Source organism: Blautia sp. BCRC 81119, from assembly GCF_003184505.1.
GTDB classification, from domain to species: domain Bacteria; phylum Bacillota; class Clostridia; order Lachnospirales; family Lachnospiraceae; genus Blautia_A; species Blautia_A fusiformis.
This window is the reverse complement of record NZ_QJHD01000009.1, coordinates 75,131-90,232: the sequence shown is the minus strand read 5'-3', so window position 1 is coordinate 90,232 and position 15,102 is coordinate 75,131. Positions and strand designations below refer to the sequence as shown.

Sequence of the window (15,102 nt, the reverse complement as noted above, 5' to 3'; positions counted from 1 at the left end):
CAACCTTTCTTTAACTGAAAAATTTTTAATTTGCACAGGAGAGAATGAATGAGATCATCGAATATCGGCGGACAGGCGGTCATGGAAGGCATCATGATGCGCCACAAGGACAAATATTCTATCGCAGTGCGCCGCCCGGACCAGGAGATCGAGCTGAAGGTAGAGGATTATAAATGTATCTTCGGAAATCACGCATTTCTGAAGAAACCGATCATCCGTGGTATGGTAAGCTTTGTGGATTCTCTTGTGGTAGGCACGAAATGCCTGATGTATTCTGCGGAGATCGCAGGAGACGAGGAAGATGAGGAAACAGCCAGGAAGAATGAGCAGCTTACAGAAGAAGAGCGTTCTGCAAAGAAAGCCAAAGAGGATAAGCAGTTCAAGTGGCTTCTTTACATTACGGTAGCTACCTCCATGGTGGTTTCTGTGGCTGCTTTTATGTTTCTTCCGTATGTACTGGCCAGTCTGATCCGAGGGGCAGGTGCTTCGGAATTTCTGGTCACCATAGTGGAAGCCTTTGTGAAGCTGGCACTGTTTATGGGATATATGTTCCTGATCTCCAGAATGAAGGATATCCAGAGGACATTTATGTATCACGGTGCGGAGCACAAATGTATCAACTGTGTGGAGCATGGTCTGCCTCTGACGGTAGAGAATGTGTTAAAGAGCTCCAGGTTTCATAAGCGCTGTGGAACAAGCTTTCTGTTTCTGGTCATGCTGGTAAGTATTGTGCTGCATTTTGTGTTTGTGGCGGTGCCGTTTTACTGGGTGAGACTGCTGGGAAGACTTCTCATGGTGCCGGTAGTTGCGGGGATTTCCTTTGAGATCATCCAGTGGGCAGGAAGAACAGACAGTAAATTTGCGGACATTATGAGTAAACCAGGTCTTGCCATGCAGAAATTCACCACAAAGGAGCCTGCTGCAGATATGGCAGAGGTAGCCATTAAAGCAGTTGAGGCTGTTTTTGATTGGAGAGCTTATCTGAAAGAGGAATTTGGCCTGGACATCCCATATGAGACAGAGGAGACAGAAAATGCAGACTCTTGAGTCCATTCTGAAAAAAGGTACAACAATACTGAAAGATAACGGATTGGAAGAAGCCGGGCTGGATGCCTGGCTCCTTCTGGAATTTAAGACCGGAAAGAATCGGGCATATTATTTTGCGCATGGAGATGAACCGGTGTCTGATGAGACCGCAGCAGAGTATCTTACGCTGATCGACAGGCGGGCAGGGCATATTCCTGTACAGCAGCTGACTCATCAGGCTTTTTTTATGGGCTATGAGTTTTATGTAAACGAAAACGTGCTGATCCCGAGACAGGATACGGAGACTCTGGTGGAAGAGGCATTGAAACACCTTGGGGATGTGGAAAAACCGGAGATCCTGGATATGTGTACCGGCTCCGGCTGCATCCTGCTCAGCCTTCTTCTGGAACGGCAGGATGCCTGTGGGACCGGTGTGGATGTTTCACCGGAAGCACTGGAAGTGGCAAAAAAGAATGCAGGTATTCTAAAGGTGGAGAACCGGGCGGATTTTGTGGAAAGCGATCTGTTCTCAGCACCGTATTTTTGTGAAAAAGGTGGAAAAGATAGTGGGAAATATGATATCCTTATTTCAAACCCGCCTTATATCGCAACAGAAGAAATTGAAACACTGATGGAAGAAGTCCGCCTTCATGATCCGAGGAAGGCGCTTGACGGAATGGAAGACGGGCTTTATTTTTACAGAAAGATCACCGAAGAGGCCGGGAAATATCTGAAGCCGGGAGGTTGGCTTCTGTATGAGATCGGCTGCACCCAGGGTGAGGCAGTCAGTACAATGATGAAAGCAGCCGGGCTTACCGGGGTTCAGATCGTAAAGGATCTGCCGGGCCTTGACCGTGTGGTGCTTGGACAGAAACAGGAGGAAATACATGTTTGATAAACTGGATGATCTGCTGGTACGTTTTGAAGAGCTTCTCAATGAGCTGGGAGAACCGGGAGTAACCGACGATCCGGCACATTTTCAGAAGCTGATGAAGGAGCAGAGCGACCTGCAGCCAATCGTTGACGCATATAAAGAATATAAGAAAAATAAGGAAACCATCGAGGACAGTCTTTCCATGCTGGAGAGCGAGAAGGACGAAGAGATGCGTGAAATGCTGAAGGAAGAGCTTTCCGATGCAAAAAAGAGAGTGGAGGAGCTGGAGCATGAGCTGAAGATCCTTCTTCTTCCGAAGGACCCTAACGACAGCAAGAACGTTATCGTTGAGATCCGTGGGGGTGCAGGCGGTGATGAGGCAGCACTTTTTGCAGCAGAGATTTATCGTATGTATGTGAAATACGCGGAGTCCCGCCGCTGGAAAACCGAGATGCTCAGCCTCAATGAGAACGGCATCGGCGGCTTTAAGGAGGTTACCTTCATGATCAAGGGTGAGGGTGCATATTCCAGACTGAAATACGAAAGCGGTGTTCACCGTGTACAGCGAGTACCGGAGACAGAGTCCGGCGGAAGGATCCATACCTCTACCTGTACGGTAGCGATCATGCCGGAGGCGGAAGAAATTGATTTCCATCTGGATCTCAATGAGTGTAAATTCGATGTGTTCCGTGCATCCGGAAACGGTGGTCAGTGTGTCAACACCACAGACTCCGCAGTACGTCTTACTCATATCCCCACAGGAATCGTGATTTCCTGCCAGGATGAGAAGTCTCAGCTTAAGAACAAGGATAAAGCACTTCGTGTGCTCCGTTCCCGTCTGTATGAGATGGAGCTTGCCAAGCAGCATGACGCTGAGGCAGAGGCAAGGAGAAGCCAGATCGGTACAGGTGACCGCTCCGAGAAGATCCGTACCTACAACTTCCCTCAGGGACGTGTAACAGACCACAGGATCAAGCTTACCCTTCATCGTCTTGAGAATATCCTTAACGGAGATCTGGATGAGATCATTGACAGTCTGATCGCAGCAGACCAGGCAGTAAAGCTGACAAAGCTGAATGAACAGGAGTAAGCGCTGATTACAGCTACAGCGTTCAAAAAATTATAATAAATCAGGAGGAAACGAAAATGAAAAAGACAGCACTGGTGATCATGGCAGCCGGTATCGGCAGCCGTTTTGGAAAAGGAATCAAGCAGCTTGCACCGGTAGGCCCGAAGGGCGAGATCATTATGGACTATTCCATCCATGATGCACTGGAGGCAGGATTCAACAAGGTCGTATTTATCATCCGTAAAGACCTTGAAGATGAATTCAAAAAAGTGATCGGAGACCGTATCTCCAACATTACAGAAGTTGCTTATGCATTCCAGGAGATCGACGATCTTCCGGGCAATTTTACAAAACCGGCGGACCGTACCAAGCCATGGGGGACCGGACACGCTGTACTGGCAGCAAAGAAAGTCCTTTCCGAGCCATTCGCTGTGATCAATGCAGATGACTACTACGGAAAAGAAGCCTACGTAAAGGTGCATGACTACCTGGTACAGGATCATCCGCAGGATGGCCCGATGCACATCTGCATGGCAGGTTTCCGCCTTGGGAATACATTAAGTGACAACGGAAGCGTCACAAGAGGAGTGTGCCATATTGAGGACGGCAAGCTTGTGGGCGTTACAGAGACACATAACATCTTCAAGACAGCAGACGGCGCAGAGACAAGAAATGATGATGGTACAGCAGAAACACTGGATACAAAGAGCCTTGTTTCCATGAATATGTGGGGACTGACACCGGAATTTATGGAGATCCTTGAGAAAGGCTTCGTTGAGTTCCTTGGCGGGATCAAAGAGGGAGACATCAAAAAAGAGTATCTTCTTCCTGAGCTTATCGACCAGCTGATCCATTCCGGAAAAGCAGCGGTAGATGTTCTTGAGACAAAGGACGAGTGGTTCGGTGTTACCTATCAGGAGGATAAGGCATCTGTACAGGCTGCATTCAAAAAACTTACAGATGACGGCGTTTATCCGGAAGGACTGTATCAGTAATAAAGGAGAACATTATGGGTAAATATTTCGGAACAGATGGTTTTCGTGGTGAAGCAAATGTAAAGCTTACAGCAGATCATGCATTTCGTGTGGGACGTTATCTCGGCTGGTATTACGGCAGAGATCACAAGGCGAAGATTGTGATCGGCAAGGATACAAGAAGAAGCAGTTACATGTTTGAGTATGCCCTTGCGGCAGGACTTACCGCATCCGGAGCAGATGCCTATCTGCTTCATGTGACCACAACTCCAAGTGTATCCTATGTGGTACGTACAGAAGATTTTGACTGCGGTATCATGATTTCCGCAAGCCATAATCCGTTTAATGATAATGGGATCAAGGTCCTTAATGAGAACGGACAGAAGATTTCCGCAGATATTGAAGCACGTATCGAGGCATATCTGGACGGCGAGATCGAGGAGCTTCCGCTGGCAACCGGAGAAGATATCGGCTGTACTGTGGATTTTGCATCCGGAAGAAACCGTTATATCGGACATCTGATCTCTATCCCGTGCCATGATTTCAAAAATATCAAGGTTGGGCTGGATTGCTCCAACGGAAGCTCATCCGCCATTGCCAAGAGCGTTTTTGACGCACTTCGTGCAAAAACCTATGTGATCAACAATGAGCCAAACGGGACCAACATCAACCGTGGCTGCGGTTCCACACACATTGAAGTTCTGAGACAGTTCGTGGTAGATAAAGGCCTGGATATCGGTTTTGCATATGATGGTGACGCAGACCGCTGTATCGCCGTAGACCACCACGGAAACATCATTGACGGTGATAAGATCATGTATGTGTGCGGCAAATATTTAAGAGAGAAAGGCCAGCTCAACGGAAATACAGTTGTAACAACCGTTATGTCTAATCTTGGTCTTTACAAGTCTCTGGAGCGTGAAGGCATCGACTATGAGCAGACTGCAGTTGGTGACAAATACGTTGCCGAGAACATGATGGAAAACAATTACAGTATCGGTGGTGAACAGTCCGGACATATCATCTTCAGCCGCTATTCCGCTACCGGTGACGGGATCCTGACTTCTCTTATGATCATGGAGGCATGTGTGGATCAGAAGGCCACACTCTGCGACCTTGCAAAGGAGATGAAGGTTTATCCGCAGCTTCTCCGGAATGTGCGTGTTTCCGACAAGAAAACAGCACTGGAGAACGAAAAGGTAAAAGCAGCCATTGAGGCAGCCGCAGAGGCACTTGGCGATGACGGACGTATCCTGGTACGTGAGAGTGGTACAGAGCCGCTGATCCGTGTTATGGTAGAAGCGGGAACGGATGATCTCTGCCATAAATATGTAGATAGTGTTGTTGATGTGATGGAAGCCGAAGGGCTTGTTGCAGAATAAGGAATTCCATGAAAAAAACAAAGACCGTATTGATTCTTGCAGCCGTTACAGGAGCCTTGCTTCTGGGCGGCTGCGGCAGTGAAAAAACAAAAATATATGAACAGGCCGGAAAGGATCTTTCCCAGGGAAGCTACAAGTATGCCCTGGAGGAGTACCAGAGCTCTATCCAGAACGGAGTGAAGCTGGTACAGTCCTATCGCGGGGCAGGTATCGCAAGCCTGCGTCTTGGCAAATATGAGGATGCCGTGAATAGCTTCACGGAAGCTCTGAACTGCGATAAAGTAAGCAAAAGCCTTCGTAAGGATATCCTGTCCTACCGGGCTACTGCAGAGCTGAAGTCTGGAAAATACGAGGATGCCATGGCAGACTGCCAGACACTTGGAGAAGATTTTTCCATGGATGCAGGCAGTTATTTTCTCACTGGAAAGGTTGCCCTTGCCATGGATTCCTACGAAGAAGCCGCATCTAACTTCAAACAGGCCTATGGAGAAGATTCCACCTATGATATGGCGATCGAGATCTATGCGGCATATCTGGACAAGGATATGGAAGCGGACGGAACCAGATATCTGGAAGCTGCTCTTTCTTCTGAGGCCAAGGATGCCCAGGACCACTGTGACAGAGGCCGTGTCTACTATTATATGGAAGACTACAGCAACGCAAAAAAAGAGCTTCTGGAAGCAACCAAGAAGGATAATACGGAAGCATTGCTTCTTCTGGGGATGGTATATCTGGCCCAGGATGATGTGGAAAATGCCCAGGCAATGTACAAGCAGTATATTTCTGCAGTGGGTGATTCCGCCAAGGGCTATAATGGTCTGGCACTGTGCGATATCCGAAGCGGAGATTATGATTCCGCTCTTGATAACATCACAAAGGGCCTTCCGACAGCTACCACAGACGAGATGCAGAGTCTTCTGTTCAATGAGATCGTAGCCTATGAAAAAAAGCTGGATTTTGCTACTGCACTGACCAAGGTCCAGGAATATATTGAGATGTTCCCTGAAGATTCCGCTGCAAAAAAAGAGCGGGCTTTTCTGAAAACAAGAACGTCTTCGGAGGGCTGATATGGAATATTTTGAGGAAATACAGGACAGGGTTATCCTGATCGGTGTCCAGGCAGATCGGGGGGATGACATGGAGGAATCCCTGGATGAGCTTGGAGAACTTGCGGCTACGGCAGGTGCGGCGGTTGCAGGCAGGATCATTCAGAATCGTGAGGCCGTACATCCGGGCACCTATATCGGAAAAGGCAAGATCGAAGAGGTAAAAGGTCTTCTCTATGCCCTGGATGCCAATGGTGTGATCTGTGACGATGAGCTTTCTCCTGCCCAGATGAATAATCTGGAGCGGGAGCTGGAGTGCAAGGTTATGGATCGTACCCTGCTGATTCTTGACATTTTTGCGAAGCGTGCCGTCACAAGTGAAGGCAAGATCCAGGTAGAGCTTGCACAGCTTCGTTACCGGTCTGCACGTCTTGTGGGACTACGTTCTTCTCTTTCGCGACTTGGAGGAGGAATCGGAACCAGAGGCCCTGGTGAGAAAAAGCTGGAGACAGACCGTCGTCTGATCCGGAACAGGATATCCGCACTGAAGCAGGAGCTTTCCCAGGTAGAAAAGCACAGAGAGCTGATCCGTTCCAGAAGAGCTGTGGGAAATCTGAAGACAGCAGCCATTGTCGGTTATACCAATGCAGGAAAGTCAACGCTTCTGAATACACTGACAGGCGCTTCGGTGCTTTCGGAGGATAAGCTGTTTGCCACACTGGATCCGACTACCCGTCTTCTGACACTGGATGATGGACAGCAGCTTCTTCTTACGGATACCGTAGGCTTTATCCGCAAGCTTCCCCACAATCTGGTGGAAGCCTTCAAGAGTACCCTGGAGGAAGCCAAATATGCGGATTATATCATTCATGTGGTAGATGCATCCAATCCTCAGGCGGAGATACAGATGCATATCGTATATGAAACCCTGAAAGAGCTTGGTGCTCTGGGAAAAAAGACGATCACACTTTTTAACAAGCAGGACCGTGTTTCCGGGGAAAACTTTCGGGATCTCCGGGCAGACCATACGCTGAAGATTTCCGCACGGACAGGAGAGGGGCTTGAGGAATTTAAGCAGCTTCTTTCTGAGATACTGGCAGAAGGACAGATTTATATGGAACGGCTTTTTCCTTATTCGGAGGCCGGTCAGATCCAGCTGATCCGTGAGTATGGACAGCTTCTTTCGGAAGAGTATACCGAAGGAGGGATTGCTGTAAAAGCAAGAGTTCCGCGGGAAATCTATCCGAAAGTCACATAATGTTAAAATATCTACTCAGTACCATATATAGTACCGTGAACAAAACGGGCACTATATATGGTGCTTTTTATGTTGACGCAAAGAGGCGTGTCTGATACAATAAGCCTACAGCGCTTTGAACACAGATCGTGAAACGGAGTGTGTTCGTAAGCAGGCAAGTGAGGCGGAATGAAATATCCGCTTATAAATAAATGCATGAGGGAGGCATTTTCTTATGTTTCAGGTAGTAAAAAGAGACGGTGAATTAGACGAATTTAAAATGGGGAAGATCACTGCGGCAATTGATAAGGCATTTGATGCCAAAGGTAAGAATTACAGTTCGGATATGATCGATCTTCTGGGACTTCGTGTTACAGCGGATTTTCAGAATAAGATCGAGAACAACCGGATTTCTGTTGAGGATATCCAGGACAGTGTGGAGAACGTACTGATCCAGGCCGGATATTCTGATGTTGCCAAGGCGTATATCCTTTATCGTAAGCAGCGTGAGAAGATCCGCAATATGAAATCCACCATCCTTGACTATAAAGAAATCGTAAACAGCTATGTAAAGGTTGAGGACTGGCGTGTAAAGGAGAACTCAACGGTTACTTATTCTGTAGGAGGTCTGATCTTAAGCAACTCCGGAGCAGTTACCGCAAACTACTGGCTGTCTGAGATCTACGACAACGAGATCGCAGATGCACACAGAAATGCAGATATCCATATCCATGATCTGTCCATGCTGACCGGTTACTGTGCAGGCTGGTCCCTGAAGCAGCTGATCCGAGAGGGACTTGGTGGTATTGAGGGTAAGATTACTTCTGCACCTGCAAAGCATTTAAGTGTACTCTGCAACCAGATGGTGAATTTCCTGGGTATCATGCAGAACGAATGGGCGGGCGCACAGGCATTTTCATCCTTTGATACTTATCTGGCACCTTTTGTAAAGGCAGACAACCTTTCCTATCCGGAGGTTAAGAAATGCATTGAGTCCTTTGTATATGGCGTAAATACTCCAAGCCGCTGGGGCACTCAGGCACCATTTTCCAACATTACACTGGACTGGACCGTTCCGGACGACCTTGCAGAGCTTCCGGCTATCGTAGGCGGCAAGGACATGGATTTCAAATACAAAGACTGTAAGAAAGAAATGGATATGGTCAATAAGGCATTTATCGAGACCATGATTGAGGGAGATGCCAACGGACGTGGATTCCAGTATCCGATCCCGACCTACTCCATCACAAAGGAATTCGACTGGTCTGATACCGAGAACAACCGTCTTCTCTTTGAGATGACTTCCAAGTACGGTACTCCGTATTTTTCCAATTATATCAACAGTGATATGAAGCCAAGCGACATCCGCAGCATGTGCTGCCGCCTCCGTCTGGATCTCCGTGAGCTCCGCAAAAAGAGTGGTGGATTCTTTGGCTCCGGTGAGAGCACAGGCTCTGTAGGCGTTGTTACCATCAATATGCCGCGTATCGCATACCTTTCCAGAACGCCGAAGGAATTTTATCAGCGCCTGGACCACATGATGGATATCTCCGCAAGATCTCTTCACATCAAGAGAGATGTGATCAGCAGGCTTCTGGAGGAGGGACTGTATCCGTACACGAAGAGATATCTTGGAAGCTTTGACAATCATTTTTCCACCATCGGCCTTGTGGGAATGAACGAAGCGGGCTTAAATGCCTGCTGGCTGAAAAAAGACATGACAGATCCGGAAACCCAGAAGTTTACAAAAGAGGTTCTGGAGCATATGAGAAGCCGTCTTTCAGACTATCAGGAGCAGTATCCGGGAGAGCTTTTTAACCTGGAGGCAACACCGGCAGAGTCCACTGCATACCGTCTTGCCAAACACGACAGAAGCCGTTATCCGGATATCAAAACAGCAGGAAAAGAGGGCGACACTCCGTATTACACAAACAGTTCTCATCTGCCGGTTGATTACACTGCGGATATTTTTGACGCACTGGATATTCAGGACGATCTGCAGACTCTGTATACTTCAGGAACCGTATTCCATGCATTCCTTGGGGAGAAGCTTCCGGACTGGAAGGCAGCGGCAGCGCTGGTACGTAAGATCGCAGAGAATTATCGCCTGCCCTATTACACCATCTCACCGACCTATTCCGTATGTCAGGAGCATGGCTACATCAGCGGCGAGCATTTCACCTGCCCGAAATGTGGAAAGAAGGCTGAGGTTTACAGCCGTATCACAGGATATTACCGTCCTGTACAGAACTGGAACGATGGTAAGACCCAGGAGTACAAGAACCGTACCCTCTATGATATTACCCATTCCCAGCTGAAAAAGGTCCATACCAGTGTGATGACCATGAAGGGTGACGAGGTGGAGATCCAGCCTGTGGAATCTCATAAATATCTTTTTACGACCAGCACTTGTCCGAACTGCCGTATGGCAAAGAAAATGCTGGAAGGCGAAGAACTGGAGATCATCGATGCTGAGCAGAATCCCGAGCTTGTCAAGCAGTATGGGATCCGTCAGGCGCCTACACTTGTGATCACTGACGGGGCACAGGTTAAGAAGTATGTGAATGCTTCTAACATTCAGAAGTATGTGGATGAAGAGCTGGATTGAGCTCTTTGGGGCAATTGTAAATTGTAATTAAAATGGCTGGACGTATGTCTGTTTGGATGTGCGTCTGGTCTTTTTTTATATAATTTTTTATTTTTTGTCGTTTGTTTTTATGTTTTTTTGGGGGATTTTCGTTTTGGGGGAAAGATGGTTGACATTTCATGTCGGGATGGTATACTTATACATGGGTTTAATGATTGAAAGTGTTACACTTTAATGTATAAATATATGTATATCGCTGTGATACCGCGTGGGGAATCCGGGAATTGTTTCCCGGCGGAAATTTGCGAGGGGGAAAGCACTCAAAGTTGCGAAGCCCGTTTTTCCCCCTCGCGCTCCCCCTTTCCGGGCACGCTTTTTTGAACGTACGTTGTGGTGTGTGATACGTTTTGTATAGGGCGATGGATTCGACTGTATCGGGAATTCAAGGCTGAGCCGATGAATGAGGACGGACGGAAAAGCGGCCCGCATAGCGGGCCTGTTCCCTGATATGAGATTTATGTTCTGTGATATTTAACTGAATCAAGTAAGTCCCCTGCAGGGTTGCGAAAAGCAATAAGCAGTGGGTGAGGACTTGCTTGTATCAGGAGAAGTGCAGGCTCTATCTGATAAACTGCGGAGCAGTTATGAGCAAGTAGCGAAGCGGATTGCGAATATCCGCTTGACCTGAATCAAGAAAGCATATCAGTTACTTATATCGGCACAACCTACAATATCCAATACCGTAGAATCCATCATCCCGTCAGAAAAGTAACACATTCCACAACACAGAACAGCGGCGTGGCCGGGAGGGGAGGAGCGCGAGGAGGGGATGATGGCCTTCGCAACTATGAATGCTTCCCCTCCTCGCACCTGCCGCATGCGAAATGCTCCCCCTGGAAAGGAAATCCACAGCCGCATGCGAAATGCTCCTCCTGGAAAGAAAATCCACAGCCGCATGCGAAATGCCCCTCCTGGAAAGGAAAAACCGCATGCGAAATGCTCCCTCCCGGAAAGGGATTCACTTCCAATTGATTTCATGCTAGAATAAAAAAAGAATAATAAGAAAAACAATAACAAGAAAAAATAATCAGGAAAAGAGGAAATCACATCATGGTAAAACAGAATATCGTCTTCGTAGAAAACACTCCGGGAAGTCTTCAGAAAGTCACAAAGATCCTTGCAGAGAATCAGATCGACATCTACGGCTTCGGCTGTTTCGATGCACCGGAGTTCGCAAACTTTCGTATGGTATGTGATGATCCGGAAAAAGCAGACCAGATCATGGCAGAAAACGGATATATGACCCGTATTACTCAGGCTATCCTGGTAGATCTTCAGGATGAGATCGGCGGTCTTGACAAGCTTCTCAGCGTCATGGGCGACAGCAACGTAAACCTTCATTACATTTACACCTTTTTCCACAGAGGTTTGAAAGTCCCGGTAGCGATCATGCACTGTGAGGATCTCCTTGTTGCAGAGAGCGTTCTTCGTAACAATGGATTCAAGGTTCTGGATCGTCTGGTAGATCCGGATGGAGTTGAAGAAGCGTAAGGATATATTCCGGAAAATGACAAACAGGAATGACGTATTCACGTATTGAAGTTTTGACAGGGCAATGCTACAATAAAAGAGCGTGTCAGGAAACAGGAAAAACGTTTCCGGGCACGCTCTTATTTACATGTACAACGAGCTGTGGCGAGATTCTGATGAGTGCTGTACAGATCGGAGAAGTAGGCACAGCTGCGTTTATAACGGAATGTACATACAATGGAGGAAATCGATGAAAAGAGAAAGTTTCAGAAAAGGTATGAAGGATGGAGTTCCCATCGCTCTTGGATATTTTGCGGTATCCTTTACCTTTGGCATGATGGCTGTTGCCGGCGGCTTGCGTATCTGGCAGGCAGTTCTGATCTCCCTGACCAACCTGACATCGGCCGGTCAGTTTGCGGGACTGGACATTATTTTTGCGGGAGGCTCCATGTGGGAGATGGCAATGACCCAGCTGATCATCAACCTGAGATACTGCCTGATGTCATTTTCCCTGTCCCAGAAATTCCGGCGTGAGGAGTCCGGTATCCTGAAATACATCGCTGCTTTTGGTATCACCGATGAAATTTTCGGGATCAGTGCGGCCCAGGAGGGAAAGGTCAGCGTATTTTATAATTACGGAGCCATGTGCGTGGCAATTCCCGGATGGACTCTTGGAACTCTGGCAGGAGGAATCTCCGGAAGCCTTTTGCCGGATTTTATGCTTAGTGCGTTGAGCGTTGCCATTTACGGAATGTTCCTGGCCATCATCATCCCGCCGTCCAAAAAGAGCAGACCGGTTCTTGGGGTGGTTGTGGCATCCATGGCAGTCAGTACTGTTTTTGCGGTGACACCGGTGTTAAAACAGGTATCATCCGGATTTATGATCATTATCACAACACTTCTGGTAGCAGGCCTGGCAGCTTATTTCTGCCCGCTGGAAGAGAAAGGGGAAGCCGTTCATGAGTCATAATGTATATCTTTATATCCTGGTGATGGCAATTGTCACCTATCTCATCCGTATGCTGCCCCTTGCTCTTGCAAAAAACGAGATCAGAAGCCCGTTTATCAAGTCCTTTCTGTATTATGTGCCATATGCCTGTCTGGCAGCCATGACCTTCCCGGCCATCCTGAAGGCCACAGACAGCATCATCTCCGGTGCAGCAGGTTTCCTGGTAGCACTTATTGCTGCATATAAGGAAAAAAGCCTGATCACAGTAGCCCTGCTGGCGTGTGCGGCGGTGTTTATCGTGGAGAGGGTTCTGGTATTTATCTGAAAAGTATAATATGCAGGAGGGAGCTTCGAAAAGCTCCCTCCTTTTTCATTTATTCACCTAAAAATCCAAGATCGATCTCTCCGTCAAACACCGTAGTTGCAGGTCCTGTCATATATACAAGGTTTTCATCTCTTTCCCAGGAGATGTTTAAGTCTCCGCCAAGAAGCTGTACAGTAACCGGTTTGCTGCCGTCAACCTTGTCATTGAGGATGGAAGCTACCGTAACTGCGCAGGCGCCTGTGCCGCAGGCAAGGGTTTCTCCGGAGCCACGCTCCCATACACGCATCTTTACGGTGTGGCGGTCGATCACCTGAACAAACTCAGTGTTGACTCTGTCCGGGAAGCATACGTGATTTTCAAAGGACGGGCCGATCTTTTCCAGGTCAAGGCTGTTCACATCGTCTACGTAGATGATGGCATGAGGATTACCCATGGAAACTGCGGTCATGTGATATTCTTTTCCGTCGACGGTGATGGGAGCGTCGATCACCTGCTCGGTTTCGGCAACCACCGGGATCTCTTTTGCAGTGAGAATCGGGGAGCCCATGTTGACTTTTACCATGGAGGCCTTGCCGTCGCGGATAGTAAGATCCACATATTTGATACCGCTTCTTGTGGCGATGCTTAAAGAAGTTTTGTCCACAATGCCGTGGTCATAGACATATTTGGCAACGCAGCGGATACCGTTTCCGCACATGGCACCCTGAGAGCCGTCCAGATTGTACATATCCATCTCGCAGTCTGCAATCTCAGACGGGCGGATCAGGATCAGACCATCGGAACCAATGCCAAAATGACGGTCGCTGACAAATTTTGCCACTGCGGCCGGATCCTTAACAGTTTCCTCGAAACAGTTTACATATACATAATCGTTTCCAATGCCGTGCATTTTCGTGAATTTCATAATAGTAACCTCCTCTTGTTTCTGAATATTATACTTGTTTTTTCTGTTGGAACACAAGACCCCATGGAAAAAACACGCAGGTTTTTTCCATTTGTTGCCTTTAATAGTATAGTATATTGGACAATTGTTATCGAAAAGTGAATTTTCCCTGTGGAATTCCGGTAAATTAGAAGTGGATTTTCGTATTTATGGATTTTATGTGCTTGCATTTTGTCAGAAACATGGTATCATAAAACAAAGTAATATGCATGGAGATGTATAATTATGCTGTACATTACGAATTGGACTGACACAAGCAGAGAGACAGTTAACGTAAAGTACATAGAATTCAGGAGGAAGAAAAAATGAAGAGAAAATTTATGGCACTTGCACTTGCAGCAGCTATGACAGTTTCTATGACATCCGCTGTTTTTGCAGCAGATGAGATCAAGAGCGCAGATGATCTGGAGGGTAAGAAGATCGGTGTTCAGCTTGGAACAACCGGTGATGCAGACGCTACAGAGGTTAAAGACGCAACAGTAGAGAGATACAACAAAGGTAATGACGCTGTTATGGCTCTGAAACAGGGTAAGATTGACTGCGTAGTGATCGACAGCGAGCCTGCTAAGAAATTTGTTGAGAAAAACGATGATCTTGAGATCGTTGAGGATATTTTTGATAAAGAGGAGTATGCAATCTGTCTTTCCAAAGATAATGCAGACCTTACCAAAGAGTTCAACGAAGCGCTGAAGGAGCTGAAGGATGACGGAACTCTGGATTCCATCAGAGATAACTACATCGGTGATGATGCAGGTAAGACACCGTATGAGACTCCTAAGGATGCAGATCACTCCAAGGGAACTCTTACCATGGCAACAAACGCAACCTTCCAGCCATACGAATACTATGACGGAGATAAGATCGTAGGTATTGATGTTGATATCGCTCAGGCTGTCTGCGACAAGCTTGGATATGAGCTGAAGGTCGAGGATATGGAGTTTGATGCGATCGTAAATTCTGTTAAATCCGGAAAAGCTGATTTCGGTGCTGCAGGAATGACAGTAACAGAGGATCGTAAAAAGAGCGTTGATTTCACTGATCCGTACACAACTGCAGAGCAGGTTGTTATTGTAAAGAAATAATTTTGCACAGAGAAATCAGAGGATTCTGAACGGATAAGCTGAGAAACAGATATTCGTTGCAGGGTTCAGTAGCGAATG

Annotated in this window: 13 protein-coding genes; 12 read left to right on the top strand and 1 reads right to left on the bottom strand. The window is 47.3% G+C overall.

The genetic code is table 11. The features are described 5' to 3' along the window. The first annotated feature begins 48 nt into the window (after positions 1-48). The 11 genes from DMI82_RS07395 to DMI82_RS07335 all read left to right on the top strand — a co-directional run bounded on the left by DMI82_RS07395 (position 49) and on the right by DMI82_RS07335 (position 12,999). Positions 49-1,047, top strand: a complete 999-nt coding sequence (locus tag DMI82_RS07395) for a DUF1385 domain-containing protein (protein WP_110102956.1) — start codon at positions 49-51, stop codon at positions 1,045-1,047. Continuing rightward, on the top strand, positions 1,034-1,921 hold the full coding sequence (prmC, locus tag DMI82_RS07390; RefSeq protein ID WP_110102955.1) for a peptide chain release factor N(5)-glutamine methyltransferase: 888 nt from the start codon (positions 1,034-1,036) through the stop codon (positions 1,919-1,921). The genes DMI82_RS07395 and prmC overlap by 14 nt, the downstream gene beginning before the upstream one ends. After that, positions 1,914-2,990 (top strand): peptide chain release factor 1, encoded by a 1,077-nt coding sequence (gene prfA, locus DMI82_RS07385; RefSeq protein ID WP_015526148.1) that lies wholly within the window; start codon positions 1,914-1,916, stop codon positions 2,988-2,990. The genes prmC and prfA overlap by 8 nt, the downstream gene beginning before the upstream one ends. Positions 2,991-3,046: 56 nt before the next feature. Next, the gene (locus DMI82_RS07380) at positions 3,047-3,964 is read left to right on the top strand and encodes a nucleotidyltransferase family protein (protein ID WP_015526147.1); all 918 of its coding nucleotides are present in this window, start codon (positions 3,047-3,049) and stop codon (positions 3,962-3,964) included. A 14-nt stretch (positions 3,965-3,978) separates the two neighbouring features. Further along, positions 3,979-5,325, top strand: a complete 1,347-nt coding sequence (gene glmM, locus DMI82_RS07375) for a phosphoglucosamine mutase (protein WP_110102954.1) — start codon at positions 3,979-3,981, stop codon at positions 5,323-5,325. 8 nt (positions 5,326-5,333) lie between these two features. Continuing rightward, positions 5,334-6,392, top strand: a complete 1,059-nt coding sequence (locus DMI82_RS07370) for a tetratricopeptide repeat protein (RefSeq protein ID WP_110102953.1) — start codon at positions 5,334-5,336, stop codon at positions 6,390-6,392. A gap of 1 nt (position 6,393) precedes the next feature. Next, positions 6,394-7,629: a GTPase HflX gene (gene hflX, locus DMI82_RS07365; RefSeq protein WP_110102952.1), complete on the top strand. Its 1,236-nt coding sequence runs from the start codon at positions 6,394-6,396 to the stop codon at positions 7,627-7,629. Between the two features lie 214 nt (positions 7,630-7,843). After that, on the top strand, positions 7,844-10,216 hold the full coding sequence (locus DMI82_RS07360) for a ribonucleoside triphosphate reductase (RefSeq protein ID WP_110102951.1): 2,373 nt from the start codon (positions 7,844-7,846) through the stop codon (positions 10,214-10,216). A 1,089-nt stretch (positions 10,217-11,305) separates the two neighbouring features. Continuing rightward, positions 11,306-11,746 (top strand): hypothetical protein, encoded by a 441-nt coding sequence (locus DMI82_RS07350; RefSeq protein WP_021651595.1) that lies wholly within the window; start codon positions 11,306-11,308, stop codon positions 11,744-11,746. Positions 11,747-11,975: 229 nt separating this feature from the next. Then, positions 11,976-12,695, top strand: a complete 720-nt coding sequence (locus DMI82_RS07340) for an AzlC family ABC transporter permease (RefSeq protein WP_015526136.1) — start codon at positions 11,976-11,978, stop codon at positions 12,693-12,695. Next, positions 12,685-12,999 (top strand): AzlD domain-containing protein, encoded by a 315-nt coding sequence (locus DMI82_RS07335; RefSeq protein WP_015526135.1) that lies wholly within the window; start codon positions 12,685-12,687, stop codon positions 12,997-12,999. The genes DMI82_RS07340 and DMI82_RS07335 overlap by 11 nt, the downstream gene beginning before the upstream one ends. Before the next feature lie 49 nt (positions 13,000-13,048). On the opposite strand, the gene dapF is transcribed toward DMI82_RS07335, so the two are convergent. Continuing rightward, a complete protein-coding gene (gene dapF, locus DMI82_RS07330) occupies positions 13,049-13,903 on the bottom strand; it encodes a diaminopimelate epimerase (RefSeq protein WP_015526134.1) in 855 nt (284 codons plus the stop codon). A gap of 344 nt (positions 13,904-14,247) precedes the next feature. On the opposite strand from dapF, the gene DMI82_RS07325 reads away from it, so the two are divergent. After that, complete coding sequence (locus DMI82_RS07325; protein WP_015526132.1) at positions 14,248-15,024, top strand: transporter substrate-binding domain-containing protein; 777 nt, start codon at positions 14,248-14,250, stop codon at positions 15,022-15,024. Positions 15,025-15,102: the final 78 nt, after the last annotated feature.

Bases quoted from the DNA above. Each gene is read 5' to 3' on its own strand.
- prmC (WP_110102955.1), top strand. From the start codon at position 1,034: ATGCAGACTCTTGAGTCCATTCTGAAAAAAGGTACAACAATACTGAAA.
- DMI82_RS07335 (WP_015526135.1), top strand. From the start codon at position 12,685: ATGAGTCATAATGTATATCTTTATATCCTGGTGATGGCAATTGTCACC.
- DMI82_RS07360 (WP_110102951.1), top strand. From the start codon at position 7,844: ATGTTTCAGGTAGTAAAAAGAGACGGTGAATTAGACGAATTTAAAATG.
- DMI82_RS07380 (WP_015526147.1), top strand. From the start codon at position 3,047: ATGAAAAAGACAGCACTGGTGATCATGGCAGCCGGTATCGGCAGCCGT.
- DMI82_RS07350 (WP_021651595.1), top strand. From the start codon at position 11,306: ATGGTAAAACAGAATATCGTCTTCGTAGAAAACACTCCGGGAAGTCTT.
- DMI82_RS07325 (WP_015526132.1), top strand. From the start codon at position 14,248: ATGAAGAGAAAATTTATGGCACTTGCACTTGCAGCAGCTATGACAGTT.
- DMI82_RS07395 (WP_110102956.1), top strand. From the start codon at position 49: ATGAGATCATCGAATATCGGCGGACAGGCGGTCATGGAAGGCATCATG.
- prfA (WP_015526148.1), top strand. From the start codon at position 1,914: ATGTTTGATAAACTGGATGATCTGCTGGTACGTTTTGAAGAGCTTCTC.
- glmM (WP_110102954.1), top strand. From the start codon at position 3,979: ATGGGTAAATATTTCGGAACAGATGGTTTTCGTGGTGAAGCAAATGTA.
- hflX (WP_110102952.1), top strand. From the start codon at position 6,394: ATGGAATATTTTGAGGAAATACAGGACAGGGTTATCCTGATCGGTGTC.
- DMI82_RS07370 (WP_110102953.1), top strand. From the start codon at position 5,334: ATGAAAAAAACAAAGACCGTATTGATTCTTGCAGCCGTTACAGGAGCC.
- dapF (WP_015526134.1), bottom strand. From the start codon at position 13,903: ATGAAATTCACGAAAATGCACGGCATTGGAAACGATTATGTATATGTA.
- DMI82_RS07340 (WP_015526136.1), top strand. From the start codon at position 11,976: ATGAAAAGAGAAAGTTTCAGAAAAGGTATGAAGGATGGAGTTCCCATC.